Origin of the sequence: [Scytonema hofmanni] UTEX 2349 (genome assembly GCF_000582685.1) — a bacterium.
Classification (GTDB): Bacteria; Cyanobacteriota; Cyanobacteriia; order Cyanobacteriales; family Nostocaceae; genus Hassallia; species Hassallia hofmanni.
Genome location: NZ_KK073768.1, coordinates 3532232 through 3554402 on the forward strand (window position 1 = coordinate 3532232; position 22171 = coordinate 3554402).

Sequence of the window (22171 nt, forward strand, 5' to 3'; positions counted from 1 at the left end):
TTAGTTGTTAGTTGTTAGTTGTTATAGCGTTTCCTAATCACATGAGGTACATCATAGCCCCCTCCTCGCTTGCGGGGCCTATCTTCGGGGTGGGGTTCTTGTACCTCACTGAACTGAGAACCGCTATAGTTGATAGTTGTTAGTTGTTAAGATTTACCACTATAGCAATTCTAAATCATATGTGAAACTTCTTTTTCTTTTATTGTTGCTCTTGGTGTCTTCTCCTTCGGAGACGCGAAGCGCGTTGGCGGAAGCCTCTCGCAGAGAAGGCGGTTCGTTCATTTTCACAACTCAGATAGGATTGCTATATCAACTATCAACTATCAACCAACCACTATCAACTATCCATTACCCAGTGAGAAAAATCTTGACCAAACTGAGAAAGCGATATTAGCTGAATTCGCGAATCGTTTTCAGCCGCGTTTCTTTCTGATTGAGTATTATAACCCCAGTCTGCCAGAAAGAGTTTCACATTTTCCAAGTCGGTTTGCTCTTTAACTAACTGTAACGTTTTGATTCTGTCTTCTACAAACCATAAACTGACTGCTTTATCCTGTGCAGCCTGAATTAATTCTCTCAAAATTTCGTATTTAGGACGCTTGACTTCTTTGCCAAAAATTGCTTCTTTGTCTAAAGTAACTCCTTGTTGTTGCAACAATTGCTGTACAAAACGTCCTTCTTTAGTAGTGACAATATACAGCTTGACTTGACAAGCAAGAGTTGCTTTTAATTTATCTACCACACCCGGATAAAATCGATGCAGACTCAGCCAACCATCTAAATCTCTCGCAATCCATTCATCCCGGAGATTATCTAGTTTAGTGGCAATTTCTTTTGCCTGTAACTTGTCTTCTAACAAAATTTGTTGAGCGATACTTGCCCATTCTCGAAGAATCTTTTCATCATCAATTCCCGCTACCAAAGCTTTAATTAAGACGGGCATTTCCCAACCTGTTTCAATTACAGGTCTAAGCTGATAGAATCTAGAAGCTAAATCATCTGATGGAGTTTGGTTAGCTGGGAACCATACTTGACAATAAGCACGCCATGCTACTTGAAAATATTCAATTAGTCCGTCGCAAATTACACCATCAAAGTCTAGAGCGAGAATTGTAGGACTATTTGCCGTCATTGTTTTGGGAATTAAAACTGCTGTTGTCAGCTTAACTGAATCCTCAGAATGTTTAGTTGCTTCCAGCAACATATAAAGTATGGGGTGTAGGGTGTAAGGGTGTGGGGTGTAGGGGTAAGAAGAAGAAGGGTATTGAAAACAACAGATTTGTAAAACAATGGCGATCGCTCTATACATATTGATGTTAATCCTCATACATTTAAACAAAGAAGCATCAAGGTATAGGTTGACATCACATGAAACGACGCTGGAAGTCTCTACTGCTAGCCTGGAATTGGTTACTGCTGTCATTGGGTACATCAATATTGATTATCCTGACGCAACCTATTTCACCCGCTCCCGCACAACAACCACCTGGGATTGAAGCTACTGAAGAGAAAAAGCCTTCAATACCAGAAAAACCCCCAAGCACTCCAGAAGCAACTGAGAAAAAGCCATCAGAACCTCAAACCACTGATAAAAAGCCATCTGAGGCAGTAGAACCCCCACCTACTCCCGAAGAACTCGCTCGTCGGCAAAAATTAATGGAAGGAGATAAGCTTTATTTAGCGGGAAATTTCGCAGAAGCCGAAAAAATGTATCGTCTTGCGAAAGCACCTTTCACGACAAAATTAAAGAATCAAGAACGCAAAGCGGCAATAGTCGATCCAGCACAACTTTCCCCAGCAGGTAAGGTATACTGGCGGGAAGCCGAAGCCGGAATAGCAACAAAGCTGCAAACTAGAACTTTAGTACCACTGCAACTATTAGTTGAACAAGTTCCCGAATTTATTCCCGGTCATATAAAATACGCTCTTATTCTCAAACAATACAATGATGAGAAAAAAGCACTAGCTGTATTAGATAGAGCTGCAACGCTCTATCCGAATCAACCAGACTTAATTAAAGCCAGAGTTGCAGCACTTGCAGAAGCGGAAAAATGGATCGAAGCTTCTTTAGCAGCGCGTCAATTTGCGATTCTCAACCCCAACGATCCGCAAGCACCAGAATTTAAAAAACTAGCTGATGACAATCTCAAACGTTATAAATCGCATATCCGCGCCCAAGTTAGAGGTAACACGATCGCCAATATTATTACTGGTGCATTAGGTTACGCTCTCACCGGCAGCCTTCTCGGTCCGTTTTCTGCCCTCGATTCTACCATACTGTTGCTACAAGGTGAAGGGGCGATCGGGGAATCTGTAGCCAAACAAGCAAAAAAACAACTGAAATTAATTAACGACGAAACTGTTGTCAAATACGTTGATGAAATCGGACAAAAACTAGTTAAAATCTCAGGAAGGGAAGAGTTTAAATACGAGTTCTTTGTCATCCCCTTGGAGGATCTTAACGCCTTTGCGCTACCTGGAGGCAAAATCTTCATTAATGCGGGTGCGATCGTTAAAGCCAATTCAGAGGCAGAATTAGCCGGGTTAATCGGTCACGAATTATCCCACGTCGTCCTTTCCCACGGCTTTCAACTAGTCACCCAAGGCAATTTAATTTCCAACGTCACCCAATATTTACCACTTGGCGGCACCATCGGTCAACTCTTTGGACTTAGCTACAGCCGCGATATGGAACGTCAAGCAGATACCCTCGGTACACGTTTGATAGCTACCAGCGGCTATGCTGCGGATGGTTTGCGTAACTTAATGGCAACCTTAGAAAAACAACAAAAAAATGCTCCACCTACTTGGTTATCTTCTCACCCAGGCGGTGGAGAGCGAGTTACTTATTTAGAAAGCTTAATTTCTGGCACTGGCTATAACCGTTATGCTTATGAAGGAGTAGAGCGTCACCAACAAATTAAAGAACGTGTAAAGCAACTACTCAAAGAAAAAAAAGAACGTGAAGAACAAAAAAAGAAGCCAAATGATGAATCAAAAAAATAAATTCTTCGTCATTTGAACTATCAACCCCCTAACCTCTGTTCTGTTGAGGATGATTTATGTCATCAAAAACCTTTAAATTTCTGTTTTTTGGCAGTTTGAGTTTATCGCTCTTACTGGGCAATACCGCAGCATTTGCTCAATACAATAACACAACTACCAGAAGCACCACCACTACTTCTGATGGCGTTGTCGTACCCACAACTTCAACAGGTGGTTCAATACCATCTAATGGTACATCCAGACCAATAGACAACTCAACAGGTATACCAAATTACCCCAGCGTTAATGACATTGCTCGGTTTAACTGTCAGTCATACAATGGTCAGTATACCGTAATGTATCAGCCCCAAAGTCAACCAAATCAATTTTTTCCTTGGGCAGCACCAGGTAGATTAGGTGGTGGTTGGGATTCCCAAGCTCGTTGTAATGCGATCGCTAGTCGTTTAGAATCATACCGTCAAGATGGCTTATTAGAACTCCAAACAGCCGTCGAAAATAGACAGAACACAATCTGCGTCACCACCGAAGCTAATCCATCCTGTCGAATTGTGCTGACAGTACCTCCAGGAAAAGATGCCTATGATGTACGCAATAACGTGTTTCAAAATCTGGTTTCCGCTGACAATGGACAATATACCACAGCCGTCAACACTTACACGAGTCAGAGTAACGGAACAAACGATTTATACAACTTAAGTCGGACACTTCTCGGTGGTGGCAACACTCGCACTAATCTGGCATCATCTAAAGCCGGAATCAATCTCAAACCTTTCCTCGACCCCAAAGATGGGGGTACTGCTACTGGTTTGCGAAATGGTGTAGCACGTCAAGGCAATTCGCAAAAGCTGAATCCCCGCAATTTCCGTTAATTGATGGCTTAAAAGCTTAAATATCTCCCCTATATCCCCCTTCTTAAGAGGGATATTTTTTTGGCATTGCAGATTTTAACTATTCATTCAGAACTTGATATAACCCCAGAACTTCTGCCTCTGGAACGATTTAGCCTCAAAGCCAGATGAAGTAAAAATAAGATGCCAAATCTAAATGCAAATTGTATTCTATGAAACTGAATTATTTGATGGAAAAGCTCTCGACTGTAGGACGCTTTTTGGCTAAAACTGTGTTGTGTGTGTTAGCGATCGCTTTCGTTTGGCAAGGTGCGTTTTTCTCGAACACCGCAGCAATGGCTAATCCTACTGCCAACTTAATCGCTTCGGCAGACGCAGGGGATCAAGTTAAATATAAAGCCAGTGAAGATGCTGGACGAGCTAAGGGTTTCATCCGAGATACCGCAGATAAAGTTAAGGAAGCTGCAAAGAGCAATGCCGCTAAAGTTGATCGAGGAACTGATAGTGGTAGTTTTGTTGAGCGCAAAGCAAAAAGCGATGCAGCTACAATTCAGCGAAGAGCAGAAGAAGATGCATCTCGGACTCAAAAAGCAGTAGACAACACAAAGAATGCTGTTGAAAGCGCTGTTGATAAGATCAAGGGTGTTTTTGGCAAATAGAGAATAGATCAGCTTAAAACACACCCTCATCTGAAAAACAGGTTATACGTTCAGATTTGATCAAACTGAACGTATAAACCGTAAAAAAGTTGAGATTATCGCTTAAAAAACAAGCGCGTATAACCAAAAATCATCTTTATCTGCGTCCATCGGCGTTTATCTATCTTCCGAAGCGGTTAATTCAATATTCTGTACCTCATGAATGTGGCGTTAAAAATTATCGTTATGACAAGGCACGAGGCAGAAGGGAAGAGGTTTTTGGGCAACTTTACTTTTCGTTACATACTTCGGTTTTTTTGCGCCTTTCTACTTATATCTATGGTTTAATATGCAAAAAATACCTAATTCCTAACCCCCTATATGAACATCCAACGCATCGAACCCAATCCCGGACAAGAATCAGTTTGGGATTATCCTCGTCCCCCCCGCTTAGAAGACACAACTAAACACATCCAAATCATCTTTAATGATGTAACTATCGCAGATACCCACAGCGCTAAACGTGTTTTAGAAACCAGCCATCCACCGGGTTATTATATTCCTCCTGCGGATATCAAAATGGAATACCTACTTTTGACACCGCGTTCGAGCTTTTGTGAATGGAAGGGAAGTGCTGGTTATTACAATATCTGCGTGGGTGACAAAGAAGTGCAAAATGCTGCTTGGTTTTACCCCGAACCGACACCAGAGTTTGCATCTATGAAAGATTATGTAGCTTTTTACGCTCACATGATGGATGCGTGCTACGTCGATGGGGAAAAAGTAGAACCCCAACCAGGTAACTTTTATGGGGGTTGGATTACCAGCGATATTGTCGGACCTTTTAAAGGTGGTGCCGGCACTTGGGGATGGTGAATCGTAGAGACGTTACGATGGAACGTCTCTACAAAACGTCGATAAATTCGATGTTGATTGTCAAATCATATCGCCAATATTTTTGATAATTTAGAGACGTTTCGCAAAACGCATATATTATAAATATTTACACTCAGTAACAGGCGATCGCTTAACCCTCTTTTATGTCTCTGGTAAGAGAAAAATGCTCTTATTCCTTTAAGTGTTCAAATTCCTTCAAGGTTATAACTCATGACAGCACTTTTGAAGCGCCTGCGGGTCGCAATATTGAGAAATAATAAAATATATTTGTGAAAAAACAGATATGTAGCCGACATTATAGATAATATGATTTAGTAACAATTTAAAAGACAGCGTACGCCGGGCTACGCCGGAACGTAGGGAAAAGAGAGGAGCACGCAACTTCGGCACTCTCAACAAAGTACCTGAAAGCTTGGGGACAGATGCCCTCTAGGTCTTTCGTAAACTGACTCGACACTTGGTCAACTACTCCACGGGTGTTTGGTTTAGATACTGCCCGTGTACCATTCGGCGAATGGGAATAGGGATGCGAAGGTTTACGGTTTCTGGACAAACCAAGAATCCTCAGCCGTCATGCTGAGGAGTGTCAAAGCGACTCAGAAGCCTTAACAATGAATAAACCAAATTCATCGTTAGCGAGAGGATTTTTGCGATATGCCAGAGGCATTAAGCTCCGCTTCTCGCTAACTTTACCCGTTGGGGGTTTAATTCTCGGATTGATAATTCTCGTAGTATGTCTAATCTTCAGTGTCACTTTTGGCGCTGCAAAAATTCCTTTAGGCACAATTTATCAATCATTTCTATCTTTTGATGCTTCTAGAGAACATCTGATAATTCGTACCGTTAGACTACCGCGATCGCTACTTGCAATGATAGTGGGTGCAGCCATATCAGTTGCAGGTGCGCTGATGCAAGGTGTAACTCGCAACCCATTAGCTGACCCCGGTATTTTGGGAGTTAGTTCTGGTGCAGCTTTTTCCGTCGTCATGGCAATTTTTTTCTTTGGTGCATCCACACCAAGTATTTACGTTTGGTATGCATTTTTAGGTGCTGGTGTCACTGCAATAAGCGTTTACTTTCTGGCTTCTTTAGGACGTGGTGGAGCTACACCGTTAAATCTTACCATTGCAGGTGCAGCCATTAGCAGTTTACTTGCTTCACTGACTTCTGGGATATTAATTGTCAGTCAACGCACTTTAGAAGAAATTCGTTTTTGGTTAGCTGGTTCATTAGCGGGTACAGATGCAAGCATTATTGTCCAAGTTTTACCTTACATTTGTATCGGGATGATTTTGGCTTTAGCTATCTCCAGACAAGTCACTATATTGAGTTTAGGAGAAGATATCGCTCTTGGTTTAGGACAACAAACCACATGGGTGAAAATAGCTGCGGTGATATGTGTCTTACTATTAGATGGTAGTGCGGTTGCGGTAGCTGGTGGAATAGGATTTATTGGTTTGGTAATTCCCCATATTGTTAGGTTTGTGGTGGGGGTAGATTACCGTTGGATTATTCCCTATAGTGCATTATTCGGAGCCATATTGCTTTTAGTTGCGGATATTTTAGCTCGATTAATCATTCAACCCCAAGAAGTTCCTGTCGGAATTATGACAGCTTTAGTCGGTGCGCCTTTCTTCGTTTATTTAGCCAAAACTAAGGTGAAAAAATGAAGAATAATATTCTAAGTTTCCGTTTCCAATTTTTGCAGATATCCTTTCGTCTCCACAGACGAGTCCCGACAGTTTTACTTGTAATACTAATTATCACGTTAACGACATTTATAATTAGTACCTCTGTTGGGGAATATCCAACTTCGCCACTCGTAGTCTTACAAACATTATTAGGAATTGATACGGGAAATCCTGATTATAGTTTTGTCATCAATACCCTACGATTGCCCAGAACTTTAACTGCATGTTTAGTAGGTATAGCATTAGCAATTTCCGGAGCAATTATGCAAGGATTAACCAGAAATCCTCTAGCCGATCCGGGGATTATTGGAATTAATGCAGGTGCAAGTTTAGCGGCTGTGAGTTTAATTATACTATTTCCCAATCTTCCCGCCAGTATTTTACCTTTATCAGCCTTTATTGGTGCTTTAATTGCTTCTTTATTCATTTACATTTTTGCTTGGGATAGGGGTACACATCCAGTTCGTTTAATTTTAATCGGTGTAGGAATATCCGCCGTTGCAGGTGCTTGTACTAGCTTTATGGTGACATTTGGAGAAATTAATGATGTAAATCAAGCATTGGTTTGGTTAGCCGGAAGTGTTTACGGACGCACTTGGGAACAGCTTTTTTCTTTGTTACCCTGGCTGATTGTATTTATACCTTTAGCTTTAATAAAAGCTGTAGAATTAAACACTTTAAATTTAGGGGATGAAATCGCCCAAGGTTTAGGAAGTCGGGTAGAATGGCAACGTGGTTTACTATTAGTAATTAGTGCTGCTTTGTCTGGTGCGGCTGTAGCAACTGCGGGAACGATTAGTTTTGTGGGATTAATTGCTCCCCATATTGCGCGTCAATTAGTCGGAGGAAATCATCAAGGTTTGATTCCAGTAGCGGGAATTTTGGGGGCAATGATTGTTGTCATTTCTGATTTATTAGGTAGGGTTATATTTGCACCTGTGGAAATTCCCTGTGGAATTGTGACTGCTGTCATTGGTGCGCCTTATTTTCTCTATTTATTAGTGCAAAGTCGGAAAAATACCTAACCTCTCTAATCTAATTTTCTGCTCGAAAAGCGGAATATTTAAGATTAAGGAGCAGGTTAATTTATTTTTAAACCAGCTATCAATAGTTTCTCCAAATGGTATTAAACACTCAACAACACTTTCAAATTGAAACTTGTGGTTTAACTTTAGGATATAACGGAACAACGATAATTAAAAATTTAGATTTAACTATACCAAAGGGGCAAATTACAGCTTTAGTTGGTGCAAATGGTTGTGGTAAGTCTACTTTACTGCGAGGATTGGCGAGATTGCTAAAACCGAGTAAAGGAAGTGTTTATCTAGATGCAACAGATGTATTTAAACTATCAACAAAAGATATTGCTCAGAAGTTGGCGATTCTTACCCAAGGACCAGTTCCACCGGAAGGATTAACGGTGAGAGATTTAGTTGCTTGCGGGCGTTTTCCTTATCAAAGTTGGTTGCAACAGTGGACAAAGGAAGATGAAAGATTGGTAGAAGTGGCGTTAGAAATTACCAGAATGAAAGAATTCGCAGAAAGAGAATTAGATACTCTTTCTGGGGGACAGCGACAGCGTGCTTGGATTGCGATGGCTTTGGCTCAAGATACGGATATTTTATTGTTAGATGAACCGACTACTTTTTTAGATTTGGCACATCAAATTGAAGTTTTAGATTTACTGTGGGAATTGAATCAAAATCAGGGACGAACTTTGGTGATGGTGTTGCACGATCTAAATCAAGCTTGTCGCTATGCTGATTATTTAGTTGCTGTGAAAGAAGGTCAAGTTTTTACAGTTGGGGAACCTAATTTGGTGATGACTGAGGAGATGGTAAGGGAAGTTTTTGGGTTAGAGTGTCGGATTGTCCCCGATCCAGTTTCAGGGACACCGATGTGTGTTCCAATTGGGAGGAAGGGAGGAAATAGATAAAAGTAAAATATAAATTTATGACCAATAATTGTTTGATGCTTTACCAGATAATTGGTTGTGTTCGCGTTGTGTTGCATCCAAATACCAACAATAAATAGTCGTGACAATATTATCAAAATCTCATAGAATTCCTGAAAAGGCTAGAAAGTCAAGCTATCCATTACAACGGTTGTTAAACTATGGAAGCCAATACCGTCAACAAATTTGGCTAGCAACGTTATTGTCTATAATCAATACGATTTTGGACTTAGCACCACCGTGGTTAGTTGGGATTGCGGTGGATATACTTGTGGAACAGCAAAAGTCTGTCATTGCAAAGTTGGGTGTAAAAGATATATTTTGGCAGTTTATACTACTTTCGGTGGTAACTGTTATTATTTGGGTACTCGAATCCCTTTCTCAGTATGCTTTTGATCGACTCTGGCGAAATTTAGCCCAAAATATTCAGCATAATTTGCGCTTGGATGCTTACAATCATTTGCAAGAATTAGATTCAGCTTACTTTGAAGAAAGTAGTACTGGTGGTTTGATGTCAATTTTGAATGATGATATCAACCAATTAGAAACTTTTTTGAATTATGGAGCCAATGACATCATTCAGATTACCACCTCAATTATCATTTTAGTTGGTGGTGCAATATTAATTTTACCTCCCTCTATTACCTTGGTGGCAATGTTGCCGATGCCATTTATTATTTGGGGGTCTTTTAATTATCAAAAACGTCTAGAATCTCGTTATGCAGATGTTCGAGAAAGGGTAAGCTTTTTGAATTCTAGACTAGAAAATAATTTGAGTGGAATTAATACAATTAAAAGTTTCACTGCTGAGGCTTATGAAAGTGCTAGATTAGCAGGGGAAAGTGAAGCATATCGAAAAAGCAATACTAAAGCAATTAAACTGTCAGCTGCATTTATTCCCTTAATTAGGATGCTCGTTTTAGTGGGATTTGTTGCCTTGTTATTTTGGGGAGGGATGGCAGCATATGCTGGGAGAATATCTATTGGAAATTATAGTGTCCTAATTGTTTTAGTCCAGAGGATGTTGTGGCCTTTAGTAGAATTAGGAGAAATATTTGATAAGTATCAAAGGTCTATGGCTTCTACCAATCGTGTCATGGATTTATTAGATACTCCTATTCATATTACTACAGGAGACATAGCTCTACCTATTGATAAAGTGCGTGGGAAAGTTGATTTTGCACAAGTTAGTTTTGCCTACCCAAATAGAGAGCCAATTATTAAACAATTGTCTTTACATATTCCCGCAGGAGAGACTATTGCAATTGTTGGTTCTACAGGTTCTGGAAAAAGCACTTTAGTTAAATTACTATTGCGATTTTACGATATCTCTTCTGGAACTATTACTATTGATGGAATTGATATCCAACAATTGGATTTACATGATTTACGTCGCAGTATTGGCTTGGTAAGTCAGGATGTATTTTTATTTCATGGAACGGTTGCAGAAAATATTGCTTACGGGTCTTTTGATGCTAGTGATAGACAAATAGTAGAAGCAACCAAAGTTGCCGAAGCTCATGATTTTATTATGGGACTTCCTCAAGGTTATGAGACAATAGTTGGCGAAAGAGGTCAAAAATTATCTGGTGGACAACGGCAGAGAATTGCGATCGCTAGGGCTGTCTTGAAAAATCCGCCTATTCTAGTTCTAGATGAAGCCACATCTGCTGTAGATAATGAAACGGAAGCAGCAATTCAGCGTTCTTTGGAGCGAATTACTGTGAATAGAACAACAATAGCGATCGCCCATCGTCTTTCCACTATCCGTAATGCTTCGTGTATTTATGTGATGGAATATGGGAAATTAGTTGAGTCGGGAACCCATGAAAAATTGTTAGAAAAGAATGGGATTTATGCTAATTTGTGGCGGGTACAGTCGGGGATGAGTTAACAGTTAATAGTGAACAGTTATCAATGAGTTGCATCTTGATAATTGATGAATCATTTGGAATATGAATTTTATTTTGTGCAAAGTTGGAAATGATTTATTTCAGCTGGAATTAAAAATTCATATTGAAATTCAGTAACACCAAAAATTAGTTGTAATTTTTTTCAGAAACTACAGGGGGAATTTGTGCGAAAATAGCAGACTGTAAAAGCTCAGGAAGTAGTTTCCAAGCAACAGCGCCTTTACGACTCTTGATGTACAATTGCATAAATTCTAGTAATGCTGTTGCTGGTTCTTCTTCTGGGGGAAGATTAACAAAAAGGTAGGTGGGTTTGTCTGGAGTTGATACGGAGACAACACAGCCTTGACTGCAAGCCCATAAACATCCAACGGGTTTTATTTCCAGTTCCCCAGATGTCAATTTTTCAGTGTACAAACTGTTGATTTTGTCAAGTAGAACTGTGCCGTCGGCAGGTTGTTTTTTTGGTCTTTCTTCAGAGGAGCGATGACAGGATGTGCAGATAAAGAGAGTGGCTTTAGATATGGAGTTAGGGTGTGTTGAGGTGGTATTTTTAGAACTCATCAATGACTCGATGAACGCCAGTAGTTTCTTTAGCATGTCAATTTATTTGTATATATTGCTTATTTTATACTAGTACCGTGCGGCGTAAATACGCCTACCATTTTAAAAGACTGCAAATGATAATTTTTTCAAGGTTCAATGGTGGGTTCATTTCCGCCATGCTGTACTAGTTTCAATACCAATACCTAATTTACATGACTTTCAGCCTTAACTGAACCGTATTGCATTAGGAAGTAACTGGAATCGCCGAGAGTGAAAGGGTGGAGAGACAATTTTGGCGATCGCTATGCAAAGTAACTAGGTTTTACTACTAGCTTCTTCCATTTTTTTTCTAAGACTAAGAGGTCTCATATCAGTCCAAACTTCCTTAATATATTCAAGGCACTCTTGCTTGAAACCTCTTTTGCCTACATCTCTCCAACCAAGAGCGTTATTTCTGTCAGCAGGCCAAATGGAGTACTGGTCTTCGTGATTTACTACGACTTTATAAATTGTCGTATCTTCTTTTTCATCTTGATACATTTATTTCTCCAGTCAATTAATAATGATTAGCAAAAGATTGGTAGGTAATTAAAACAGATAAATTTCACGTTTCTATCGGTTCGAGGTATCCTTTACCTTCTAAAGTTTCAAGGTTAATATCTGCAACACACCGAACTTTTACGTAGTTTAATGTGAGATTTCCAACTAAATGAACATTACCTTTCTGATTATCAAAGTCAGCTTCTGTTTGAAACAATGTCGGGGGCAACTTTAATTTGTATGGTCTAGCTGTTAATTTTTTCTTATTATCAGCATTGACCATAAAGTGGTCAGTTCAACATGGCTGACCACTTTTTCTTTTTCAGGACACTTCCATTTCTCGTTATATAATGTATTTTTTTTACTCCGTAAGTTTGTAGGCTTGTTCGGACGAGCGATCGCATTTAGTCTAAACTCCAGTAATCAGCAGCATTCCCAGAATAGCGGGAGTTGATAACTTGAAAATTAGTTTAATGAGATTGCCTTGGAGGATCTCATTTGTCAGTTGAGATTGTTTTTGGGAAGTCATTTTTAGGTTTTTGGCTAGATGCTGTTTACTCAACTTTATTTCTTCAGGGGAAACGCATCTAATTTGTTTTGACAGTAGTTTCTACATTTAAGCACTAGCAACTTCGTCAAATGCAGTACTCATAGAAACGTCCTTCCAAGCATCTAGTTCTTTTTTGACAAACTCCAGCTTGCCATAAACGCCATTAACGGCATCTGCCCCCAATGCTAATCTAAATGGTGGGTTCTCGCTATCAACCACTTTAAGAATTGCCAGAGCAGCTTTTTTTGGATCGCCTTGTTCCCGAACTTTCATATCACGCACACTCTGTACTTGCTCTAGAAGTCCACCAGTAAAGGTATCATAGTCTTTAATTCGAGTATCAGTCACAACAAGAGAGCGTGTGACAAAATCTGTATGGAACGAGCCAGGCTCTATTAATGTCACTTTAATTCCCAGGGGAGAAACTTCGTGAGCTAATGCTTCAGAAATTCCTTCAAGAGCAAATTTGCTACTGCAATAAATTCCATCAGATCTACCAGCAGCAAAGCCAGCAATTGATGAAATGTTAATAATATGTCCGGTGTGTTGTTTTCGCATGTAAGGTAGTACTGCTCGTAGCATTTCCAGAACACCAAAAAAATTAGTTTCAAATTGAAGTCGAACTAGCTTATCGCTTACTTCTTCAACTGCCCCCAAAACACCATATCCAGCATTATTAACTAGTACATCTATGCGCCCAAAGTTGGTAATAGCTTTTTTTACTGCTTCTGCAACCTCTTCAGGTTTCGTTACATCAAGTTGCACCGCTAATGTACGATCCGGAAAGCTTGCTGCTAAATCTTTTATCTGCTGGGGATTCCGTGCCGTTAGCACCACCGTTTCACCCCGTTCAAGCACTGTTTCTGCCAGCGCTCGACCAAAACCACTTGAACAACCAGTAATAAACCATACTCTTGTGTGTTGCTCTGACGACATCACCATAGAAATTCTCCTTTTAGAACAAGTATTACTAAGCTAAAGAAATTTGAGGTTGCAGAAGCAAAATATGCTTTTTCTGATGGAATCAAAATGCAAAATATACTCAAAATCCAATTTTTATACACATTTTTTATTGGATATTGCCAACTATTTCCTGCATCTTTTTCCGAAGACTGAGTGGTCTCATGTTAGTCCTGACTTCTTTCTATTAAAATTTACCATCCATCTGTTGCTTTTCTTTTCTCGTATTTTTTGAATTCTCCGTACATTCGTCGAATTGACGTTATGCCATCAGTGAATATGTTTTGCAATACTTTTTCATTATGCCATATTGTCAGCTATTTAAAAAGTTTTCCGAAATCATATCTCATTTTATAGTATTATGAATAAATCTTAACTTAGATACGATTAAATACTGCTAAAACTTCAAAATGCAAACAGCTTAATCATTCAGATTTTATTTAAATTTTTAAATTCTATAAATGTTAATATAGATACGATTAGAATAAATAAAATATCTGCAATGAGCATTCCATAATATATGCCTTTTATGCCTAAAATTTTTGGAAAAAATAGCACTGCTGGCACATTTAAAATTATGCTTCTTAACAAAAGTACTCCTAATACAATTTTACCTTTACCTATAGATTGAAAAAGAGTATTACTAAAGAATGCTAAAGGCCATACTGGTGTTAAAATACTAACAATTCTAAAATTCCATACATCATTTTCTGTAAAATTAACATTTGGTAGAATTAGTCCTAAAAAACTTTTTGGAGATAACTGCAAAGGCAACCACATTAGTATTAATAAAAAAGTTCCAATTATGACAAAAACTAAGTAGGCTTTCTTCAGCCTAGCATAATTTTTTGCCCCATAGTTCATCCCAATTATAGGTTGTAATGCTTGTGCAAAACCAATAATAGGAATAAATACTAATGAATTAATTTTCCCTGCTGCTCCAAAGAAAGCAATGTCATTATTGGTTCCGTAGTAAGAAATCGAATTAAAAATTACAAAACTTTGAACCAATGACATAACTGGATAAAATAGTGCTGATGATCCTACTGATAAGACTGCGGGTAGTAAATCTATTGCCAGAGATATTTTTTTAAGGTTAACTGGAATAGAACTTTTACTTGTCACAAAATAAGCTAAATTTACAATGCTATAAACAACCATTGCCATAAATGTAGCGAGTGCAATTCCCTGAGTTTTCCAATTAAATACAATAACAAATAGGGAATTTAAAAAAATATTAACTATGACAAAAATACCACTAAAAATAGTGGAAAGTCTAATTTGACCTTCGGAGTTAATCACCTCGTTACAAGCTTCTGCTAGTATCAAAAATACTGAACCAAGTACATAAATTTTCAAATATTCCGCACCAGATGAAGCGACTTCACCACTTCCTCCCATAAATACAATTAATTGTTCAGCAAAGCTGTAACCAATAATTGTGATAAAAAAGGAGATGGCAATACTCATGACCGTCAAGTTGCCAAAGATTTTAGACTGAGTTTTAATATCTCCAGAACCAATAGCTCGACTGAGAATAGAAGCAGAACCTACGCCCACTAAGGACGCAAATCCATTTATTATACCTGTAAGTGGTAGTGCAAGTGAGATACCAGCTAAAGCATTTTCGCCAATAAATCTTCCGGCAAATAAAGCATCAATAAAACTGTTTAAACTAAGCATTAATATTCCTATGATACTAGGAATTGATAACTTGAATGTTAGCTTAATAAGATCACCTTGCAGGATTTCATTTTTAATTTTAGATTGTTTATGTGAAGTCATTCTTTTATGTTTGATTTTTTGGCTTTCTACTCTTTACTCAACCCTAATGAGACGGCTAACGCGATACTGCTTTATTGCTTCTAACTCCATTGGAACAAACCTATCAATGGGAGCATCTCAATGAGTGCAGAAAGCTCTTTAAACCTCACCCCAACCCTCTCCTTAGTAAGGAGAGGGAGCAAAAGTCTTGTTTTTGCCCAATGCTTTGGGGGGAGTAAGGGGGTCGATTTAGGGTACATTTGCAAAGGTGAGATGCTCCCCCTATCAATGCTTTGATTGTGGAATTCTCCTGAAATATTTCTTGCGGCCAAGGTTGTGGAACTTCCATAATAAACCAAATGTAATTTTTAATCTAATCCCAAGTTTTTTCGCATATTACCAAAATAATGCTTATCATAAAAGTACTGATATGGAAGTAACCTTTTATATAGAGCAAAAAGCTTAGTTCCCCACGGTGATTGGGTGACAAAATATTGTCTTTTAGGTTTGCGAACTTCCAGGGCTTCCAAAATCACATCTATCACTTTTTCAGGGGGTAAACTTCCACTGCGATTTGCTTTTTCCCCTAATTGCATAAATATTGTAAAATTTTTACCATATATAGTTTTAGCCTCCGGTGACATATTAGCTAATACTTTTTGGTGATTTGCCTCTACTTTGTCAGCCTGCTCTGGTGTCACTATTGCTGATGGTAAGATAGAAAGAACCTCAACCCCACTAGAACTCAATTCCATTCGCAAAGAATCTGTAATTGCCTCAATCGCAATTTTGGAAACAGATAAAAGTCCTCTATAAGGTATGGAGAATCTGCCACAAACTGCGCTAATATTAATAATTCGACCTTTAGTTTTTCGGATCATTGGTAAGAATGCTTGTGTAACTGCAATTTGACCAATAACATTGACTTCAAAATTCAATCTGATATCATCTATCGGAATACATTCTAATGGACCATCTACTCCGATATATGCATTATTAATTAATGCATATAATCCTTCATCACCGCTCGCCAGTGAGACAACTTCAACTGCGGATTTAATTTCTTCTGGCTTTGTGATGTCCATAATAATAGGTGTTAAATTCCCAGATGCAGCCTCCTTTAGTGACTGTGCGTCTTTTTCGTTGCGGACTCCGGCAAAAACACGATACCCTTGCTTGTCTAATGAAAGTGCAATTGCTCGACCAAGGCCTGTGGATGTTCCTGTAATGACGACAGCGCCTTTATTACTCTTAGTCATACTTAGTTCCTCATTTTAAAATGTATTTTTTTGTGTGAAAAAGGTAAATTGAGAAATTTGGTAAATGTTTAGGAAACGGAATCAAAAACTCAATTCAGATACTAAACTGAACCGACAACGAATGTCTGCGACTGTCTTTGATTTTGACGCCGATCGCACATAACCATCTTCACGCCACTAGCTGGGTAACAAATCAGACCTCCAAATTTGGGACGTTCTGGACGCTTACTAACTAGCTCCAATTGATAACGTGAAAGAATAGTTGCTAATATAAGTTTCATTTCAAATAAGGCAAAAGTCCCGCCAATACACACACGAGAACCACCACCAAATGGGAGAAATTCGTAGGGGGAAAATTGTTTTTCTAAAAAGCGCTCTGGCTGAAATTCTTTTGGATTGGGGTATAAATCTTCGCGCTGATGTGTGGAATAAATATTACCAATAAGTATTGTACCGGGATTCAACTCATAGCCCATCACCTCAACGGTCGATTCTACCAATCGAGGAAATGCAAACAACTGAGTTGGGTAAATTCGCAAAGCTTCATTACAAACAGCACTTAGGTAGGGTAATGTGACAATGCTCATGGGGTCTGGGTTTTCACCAAGACTATCAAGTTCTGATAGTAGGCGCGATCGCACAGCAGGTAAACGATGAATCCAATACAAAGACCAAGCGATCGCAGTTCCTGAAGCATCACCAGCTGCAAATATAGGAGATAATAACAGATCCCGTACTTCTTCATTGCTTAATGCTTGACGTGTTTCATCTTCAGCAAAGATCAGATCGCTAATCATATCAGTGCGTGAAAAATCTGCTTGCTTACGACGTTCTTCAACCTCAGTCAATAGCAATTGAAAAACTTCTTGTCGAAGGTGGAGGAGATATCCTTGTGGACTCCATCGACCTAAATCTCTTTCTCCAAAAATATTCTTCAGAATCTTATCTATTGGTGATTGTCCATATCTCAGAATAGAAATAAACAAATGCTTGATTTTCTCAGAAATCTTTCCTTCAGTTAAACCCATTACAACTTCTATACCCACTCGTAAGGTGATATCTTCAATTGTTGGGTATGCAACGAAAGGTTTTCCAATCACCTGTTTACTCATAATCTTTTCTGTGAGTTCGCAGATACGTCGTCCACAGGCTTGCATTCGCGCTCCGTGAAAAGATTGCATTAAGAGCTTACGCCGATTTTTATGAATTAAGTCATCAAGTTGAAGAACTCCTTGATTTCCTGTCATCAATGCGAAATCTCGGTTTAACGCACCTCTAGCTGCAATTTCGTTAGTATTTGTGAAAATCTCCTTTATTCCTAAGGGATTGCTGATATAAACAATTGGTGTAGAACCAGACATTAGAGTAACTATATCACCATAACGTTTGGAAATAGCATTCATATAGCCAAAGGGATCAGCCTCGAATTGCAGAGTTATCAACCAAGAAGGAGTTTTCGGTCCTGGTGGTAGTTTCATCAGCTTCTTTTACTCCCATTATCTATTTAGTTTGCACACAGCATTATCGATACAATTTCTCAGATGTTTAGCTAATTCTTGAATATGAGGTTCAACGAAAATCGAGAAATGATCGCCAGCAACTTCAATTACTTCAATAGGTTGACTATAATATTTACCCCAGCCCAGTAAGGGGTCATCAGTACTCCATTCTGGATTGTGAAAGTCATGAATAATTTCCTCCTTAGCTCGAAATAGAGTTATAGACTGAGGATAAACCTGGGGAACATAATCTCGCATAGCTTGAACATGGGCTTTAAAAAGTTTGTAATAACGAAGAAAATCTTGAATTTCTGCATCGCTAAAGATAAAATTGATCTTCTGATTAATCAAATTGATTTGCTCAGTTAACGACAAATCTTGAAGTTCTTCAAAAGGTACTGAAAAATCTATATTATTATCAGTTTTTATTGATTCAGCTATGCGAAGTAAAAATTTTGCATCGTCATCGTCTGTGGATTCAATGGGTGTTTCTGATAATATGGCATCGATAACAACCAATAAAGCTACTGTTTGTCCCTGTTTTTGTAATTGTTGCGCTATTTCAAAGGCTAATACACCGCCGTAACAATGACCACCTAAAAGATAAGGACCATTTGGCTGTACTTTACGAATTTCTTGCAGGTAGCGAGTTGCTGTTTCTTCTACCGAAATAATTTCTGGTTTATCTTTTTCTAGCGTATCTTCCAAAGCATAAAGTGGATAATCTTCACCAAGCCTCTTGGATAAATTAAAGTATGGGCTAATATTTCCACCAGCCCCATGCATACAGAAGAAAGGTATTTTGTTACCAGAAGAGTTAATTGCTACTAGAGGAGAATTAGAACTCTGGCGGAATGGCTGACTAACAATAGTCGCTAGTTTTTCAATTGTAGGATTTTCAAAAAGAGTAGACAGTGGAAGATTATGTCCAAATTTGTCTTGAATCTGAGCCATCAAGCGGACAGCTAAAAATGAGTGACCACCCAATTCAAAAAAGTTGTCCATCACGCCGATAGGACTGGTCTTAAGAAGGCTTTCCCAAAGTTTTACTAAAGCTAATTCTGTAAAATTTCGGGGATTAACGAATGATTTATTACTATTATATTGTGTAATTTCGTTATTTTGTAGGGCAAGTTTGTCTAATTTACCATTAGGTGTAAGTGGAAGCTTGTCCAGTATAACAAAAGTAGACGGTAGCATATAGTTAGGCAACTTTTGCTGCAATTCTGGCAACAATTGTGTAGCTATATCCTGTTTATCTGTCACCAGATATGCAATCAAACGCTGATTTTGTTGAGCATCGTTACTGGCAATTACAACCGATTGTTGTACGTCTGGATGTTGTGCAATAACAGCCGCAATTTCACCTAATTCTACTCGAAAACCTCTGATTTTTACCTGTTCATCATCACGACCAAAATATTCCAGATTACCATCTTTGAGATATCGTACTAAATCGCCTGTTTTGTAAAGTTTATTTCCGGCAATAAAAGGGTTATCAATAAACCGTTCTTGAGTTAATTCAGAACGATGCAAATATCCTCTTGCCAATCCATCACCACCAATATAAAGTTCACCAACAACTCCTATAGGTGTTGGTTGTAAATCACGATTTAGAACATAAACCTGGGTATTGTCAATAGGACGACCAATAAGTACACTGTTTGCTTGGTCTTGCAATAAACTCGTGTCGTAGTAAGTAGCATTAGCAGAAACCTCTGATGAGCCGTAAAGGTTGATTAGTTTGGCGAATGGTATCAATTCTCGGAAAGTTTTAACTAACTTAACAGAAAGTGCTTCTCCGCTACTTATCCAGAGTTTTAGCTGTGATAACTTCTTAGCTAGATGGCTGTAATTATCAAAAAGTAAGCGCAGTAATGAGGGTACAACTATGATACGAGTAACTTTGTGATTCGCTAGAGTTTCTATAAATAATTGCGGGTCTATTACAGTTGCATTGCTAATAATTACTGTCGGAATTCCTTGAAGTAAAGGAGCAAAAATTTCCCACACAGAATCGACAAAACTAACGGCTGTTTTCTGACAACAAACTTCTCCTTGTTTGAAAGGATAGGTTTTCCATAACCAGTGTAAGCCGTTGACTGTACCGCGATGAGTGCCAAGAACGCCTTTAGGTGTTCCAGTTGAACCAGAAGTGTAGATAATATAGGCGAGATTATCAGATGAAGAGATATTAATGGGATTTTCAGAACTTTCTTGAGCAATTTCGTCTTTGTGGATATCTAAGCAAACGGTTTTAGCTGAAGATAATAACAGTTTTTCTAATATCTCCTGTTGGGTAATTAACAGCAATGCTTGAGAATCAGAGAGCATAAAATTCAGACGCTCCACTGGATAACTTGGGTCAAGGGGAATGTAGGCTCCCCCAGCTTTAAGAATAGCTAAAATTCCCACTACCATATCTAGGTCGCGTTCCAGACATATAGCAACCAGGGTTTCTTTTGTTATACCCTGTTTTTGTAAATAATGTGCAAGCTGATTAACTCTATGGTTAAGTTGACAATAAGTTAGTTCTTCAGACTCGCTAATTAATGCTAAAGAATCAGGTGTTAGTTCAACTTGCTGTTCAAATAATTGATGCAGAGATACATCTTGAGGATAGTCTGCAAGAGTTTGATTAAACTTAAATAATAGTTGCTCTCGCTCAGAAGTAGTTAGTAACGACAACTCATTAAGGTGTTGCTCTGGATTAGTAACGATATTTTCTAATAAAGTCTGGAAATTGTTGATAAATTGGGTAATCGTTGTTGAATCAAAAATATCCGTGTTGTACTCCAAATACCCTGTTAATCCCTCTTGAGATTCAGACAGTGATAGAAAAATATCTAGTTGGGCTGTACCACTATCAAACTCCAAAGTACGCAAAGTTAAACCAGACACTTCTTGCACAGACACTGGGCTGTTTTGCAGGACAAACATGACTTCATAAAGTGGATTTCGACTTAAGTCGCGTTCGGGGTGCAATTCTTCTACAAGCATCTCAAAAGGCAAATCTTGATGTGCATAAGCATCAAGAGTCACCTCACGTACTCGATGTAGAAGTTCGCGGAAACTGGGATTGCCATTGAGGTTATTACGTAACACCAAAGTATTAACAAATAAACCCAGCATTCCTTCTAATTCTGCGCGGTTGCGGTTGGCAATCGGAGAACCAATTAAGATGTCTTTTTGGTCTGTATAGCGGTATAATAATATGTTAAATGCTGCCAGCAAACTCATAAATAAAGTGGTGTCTGCTTGCTGGCTTAATTGTCTGAGTGCATTAGTTAAAACTGTGGAGAATGTAAAGTATTGCTTGGCGCCAGTGAAAGTAGTAACATTAGGTCGCGGACGGTCTGTGGGTAATTGTAGTACAGGAAGCTCACCGCTTAGTTGTTGCTTCCAATAATTTAATTGGGTTGCTAAGAATTTACCTTGGATGCGATCGCGTTGCCAAACTGCAAAATCTGCATACTGAATCGGGAGTTCAGGTAAGGCGGAAGGTTGATTTGTCGAGAAAGCAGCGTACAGCGTTGACAACTCCCGCAGGAACACATTACAAGACCATCCATCTGTAATAATGTGGTGCATGGTCACAAGCAAAACGTGTTCTTCTCCACTTAAGGGCAGTAAAGTTGCTCTAACTAAAAGACATGAAGCTAAATTAAAAGCTTTTTTTGCTGACTCTGCTACAAGTTGTTTAACCTCAAATTCCCAATCTTGACCAGACAAATTTTCAAGGTTAATAATAGATAAATTCCAATTTAATTGGGGAGTAATTTCTTGTACTAGCTCTCCATTTACAAGGGTAAAATTTGTACGCCAAATTTCGTGACGCTTGAGAATTTCATTCAAGCTTTGCTGAAGTGCAGCAATATTCAGATTTCCTTGTATATGAAAAGCAATGGGAATATTGTAGAAAGAACTCCCGTGATAAAGGTGGTCAATAAACCACAGTCTTTGTTGGGAGAAAGATAAGGGAATATTTTTAAAGTCTTGTCGCTTGGGAATAATATCAGCTTGAAGCTTTCCTCCCTTCCATTTTTCTAAAAGGGCTTTTTTCGCTGGTGATAAATTAGAGTGTTGTTTATCCATTGCTAATAATTATT

18 protein-coding genes are annotated in these 22171 nt (G+C 38.7%); 8 read left to right on the forward strand and 10 right to left on the reverse strand.

The genetic code is table 11. The features are described 5' to 3' along the window. Positions 1-337: 337 nt before the first annotated feature. Complete coding sequence (locus TOL9009_RS0120960; protein ID WP_029634503.1) at positions 338-1132, reverse strand: HAD family hydrolase; 795 nt, start codon at positions 1130-1132, stop codon at positions 338-340. A gap of 236 nt (positions 1133-1368) precedes the next feature. On the opposite strand from TOL9009_RS0120960, the gene TOL9009_RS0120965 reads away from it, so the two are divergent. From TOL9009_RS0120965 to TOL9009_RS0121000, 8 genes are all read left to right on the forward strand, one after another. Continuing rightward, the gene (locus tag TOL9009_RS0120965) at positions 1369-3006 is read left to right on the forward strand and encodes a M48 family metallopeptidase (protein WP_029634504.1); all 1638 of its coding nucleotides are present in this window, start codon (positions 1369-1371) and stop codon (positions 3004-3006) included. A gap of 56 nt (positions 3007-3062) precedes the next feature. Next, positions 3063-3875, forward strand: coding sequence for a COP23 domain-containing protein (locus TOL9009_RS0120970; RefSeq protein ID WP_029634505.1), 813 nt, complete (start codon positions 3063-3065; stop codon positions 3873-3875). Positions 3876-4066: 191 nt separating this feature from the next. Next, positions 4067-4513, forward strand: a complete 447-nt coding sequence (locus TOL9009_RS0120975) for a hypothetical protein (protein WP_029634506.1) — start codon at positions 4067-4069, stop codon at positions 4511-4513. 360 nt (positions 4514-4873) lie between these two features. Next, a complete protein-coding gene (locus tag TOL9009_RS0120980; RefSeq protein ID WP_029634507.1) occupies positions 4874-5368 on the forward strand; it encodes a DUF427 domain-containing protein in 495 nt (164 codons plus the stop codon). Positions 5369-6000: 632 nt separating this feature from the next. Further along, on the forward strand, positions 6001-7059 hold the full coding sequence (locus TOL9009_RS0120985; RefSeq protein WP_051502973.1) for a FecCD family ABC transporter permease: 1059 nt from the start codon (positions 6001-6003) through the stop codon (positions 7057-7059). Then, entirely contained in the window at positions 7056-8105 is a 1050-nt protein-coding gene (locus TOL9009_RS0120990; RefSeq protein ID WP_029634509.1) for a FecCD family ABC transporter permease, read from the forward strand. The genes TOL9009_RS0120985 and TOL9009_RS0120990 overlap by 4 nt, the downstream gene beginning before the upstream one ends. Before the next feature lie 95 nt (positions 8106-8200). After that, complete coding sequence (locus TOL9009_RS0120995; RefSeq protein WP_029634510.1) at positions 8201-9016, forward strand: ABC transporter ATP-binding protein; 816 nt, start codon at positions 8201-8203, stop codon at positions 9014-9016. A 100-nt stretch (positions 9017-9116) separates the two neighbouring features. Next, the gene (locus tag TOL9009_RS0121000) at positions 9117-10928 is read left to right on the forward strand and encodes an ABC transporter ATP-binding protein (protein ID WP_038296493.1); all 1812 of its coding nucleotides are present in this window, start codon (positions 9117-9119) and stop codon (positions 10926-10928) included. 145 nt (positions 10929-11073) lie between these two features. On the opposite strand, the gene TOL9009_RS0121005 is transcribed toward TOL9009_RS0121000, so the two are convergent. The 9 genes from TOL9009_RS0121005 to TOL9009_RS0121045 form a co-directional block, all read right to left on the reverse strand. Further along, on the reverse strand, positions 11074-11508 hold the full coding sequence (locus TOL9009_RS0121005) for a DUF1636 family protein (RefSeq protein ID WP_242055538.1): 435 nt from the start codon (positions 11506-11508) through the stop codon (positions 11074-11076). A 297-nt stretch (positions 11509-11805) separates the two neighbouring features. Then, complete coding sequence (locus TOL9009_RS0121010; RefSeq protein ID WP_029634513.1) at positions 11806-12030, reverse strand: MbtH family protein; 225 nt, start codon at positions 12028-12030, stop codon at positions 11806-11808. 64 nt (positions 12031-12094) lie between these two features. Further along, positions 12095-12313: a hypothetical protein gene (locus TOL9009_RS49530; protein ID WP_038296494.1), complete on the reverse strand. Its 219-nt coding sequence runs from the start codon at positions 12311-12313 to the stop codon at positions 12095-12097. A gap of 126 nt (positions 12314-12439) precedes the next feature. Then, positions 12440-12592, reverse strand: coding sequence for a hypothetical protein (locus tag TOL9009_RS48485; RefSeq protein ID WP_190909849.1), 153 nt, complete (start codon positions 12590-12592; stop codon positions 12440-12442). Between the two features lie 54 nt (positions 12593-12646). Then, positions 12647-13522, reverse strand: a complete 876-nt coding sequence (locus TOL9009_RS0121025) for an oxidoreductase (protein ID WP_029634514.1) — start codon at positions 13520-13522, stop codon at positions 12647-12649. A 447-nt stretch (positions 13523-13969) separates the two neighbouring features. Next, on the reverse strand, positions 13970-15325 hold the full coding sequence (locus tag TOL9009_RS0121030) for an MATE family efflux transporter (RefSeq protein WP_029634515.1): 1356 nt from the start codon (positions 15323-15325) through the stop codon (positions 13970-13972). Between the two features lie 347 nt (positions 15326-15672). Further along, positions 15673-16563: an SDR family oxidoreductase gene (locus TOL9009_RS0121035; protein WP_029634516.1), complete on the reverse strand. Its 891-nt coding sequence runs from the start codon at positions 16561-16563 to the stop codon at positions 15673-15675. Between the two features lie 101 nt (positions 16564-16664). Further along, positions 16665-18041, reverse strand: a complete 1377-nt coding sequence (locus tag TOL9009_RS0121040) for a cytochrome P450 (protein WP_029634517.1) — start codon at positions 18039-18041, stop codon at positions 16665-16667. Between the two features lie 18 nt (positions 18042-18059). Further along, on the reverse strand, positions 18060-22157 hold the full coding sequence (locus tag TOL9009_RS0121045) for a non-ribosomal peptide synthetase (protein WP_029634518.1): 4098 nt from the start codon (positions 22155-22157) through the stop codon (positions 18060-18062). Between the last annotated feature and the right edge of the window lie 14 nt (positions 22158-22171).

Excerpts from the sequence above, each read along its gene's own strand:
- TOL9009_RS0120980 (WP_029634507.1), top strand. The coding sequence starts at position 4,874 with ATGAACATCCAACGCATCGAACCCAATCCCGGACAAGAATCAGTTTGG.
- TOL9009_RS49530 (WP_038296494.1), bottom strand. The coding sequence starts at position 12,313 with ATGGTCAATGCTGATAATAAGAAAAAATTAACAGCTAGACCATACAAA.
- TOL9009_RS0121010 (WP_029634513.1), bottom strand. The coding sequence starts at position 12,030 with ATGTATCAAGATGAAAAAGAAGATACGACAATTTATAAAGTCGTAGTA.
- TOL9009_RS0121045 (WP_029634518.1), bottom strand. The coding sequence starts at position 22,157 with ATGGATAAACAACACTCTAATTTATCACCAGCGAAAAAAGCCCTTTTA.
- TOL9009_RS0120990 (WP_029634509.1), top strand. The coding sequence starts at position 7,056 with ATGAAGAATAATATTCTAAGTTTCCGTTTCCAATTTTTGCAGATATCC.
- TOL9009_RS0120995 (WP_029634510.1), top strand. The coding sequence starts at position 8,201 with ATGGTATTAAACACTCAACAACACTTTCAAATTGAAACTTGTGGTTTA.
- TOL9009_RS0120985 (WP_051502973.1), top strand. The coding sequence starts at position 6,001 with ATGAATAAACCAAATTCATCGTTAGCGAGAGGATTTTTGCGATATGCC.
- TOL9009_RS0120970 (WP_029634505.1), top strand. The coding sequence starts at position 3,063 with ATGTCATCAAAAACCTTTAAATTTCTGTTTTTTGGCAGTTTGAGTTTA.
- TOL9009_RS0120965 (WP_029634504.1), top strand. The coding sequence starts at position 1,369 with ATGAAACGACGCTGGAAGTCTCTACTGCTAGCCTGGAATTGGTTACTG.
- TOL9009_RS0120960 (WP_029634503.1), bottom strand. The coding sequence starts at position 1,132 with ATGACGGCAAATAGTCCTACAATTCTCGCTCTAGACTTTGATGGTGTA.
- TOL9009_RS0121025 (WP_029634514.1), bottom strand. The coding sequence starts at position 13,522 with ATGGTGATGTCGTCAGAGCAACACACAAGAGTATGGTTTATTACTGGT.
- TOL9009_RS0121030 (WP_029634515.1), bottom strand. The coding sequence starts at position 15,325 with ATGACTTCACATAAACAATCTAAAATTAAAAATGAAATCCTGCAAGGT.
- TOL9009_RS0121005 (WP_242055538.1), bottom strand. The coding sequence starts at position 11,508 with ATGAGTTCTAAAAATACCACCTCAACACACCCTAACTCCATATCTAAA.
- TOL9009_RS0120975 (WP_029634506.1), top strand. The coding sequence starts at position 4,067 with ATGAAACTGAATTATTTGATGGAAAAGCTCTCGACTGTAGGACGCTTT.
- TOL9009_RS0121040 (WP_029634517.1), bottom strand. The coding sequence starts at position 18,041 with ATGAAACTACCACCAGGACCGAAAACTCCTTCTTGGTTGATAACTCTG.
- TOL9009_RS0121035 (WP_029634516.1), bottom strand. The coding sequence starts at position 16,563 with ATGACTAAGAGTAATAAAGGCGCTGTCGTCATTACAGGAACATCCACA.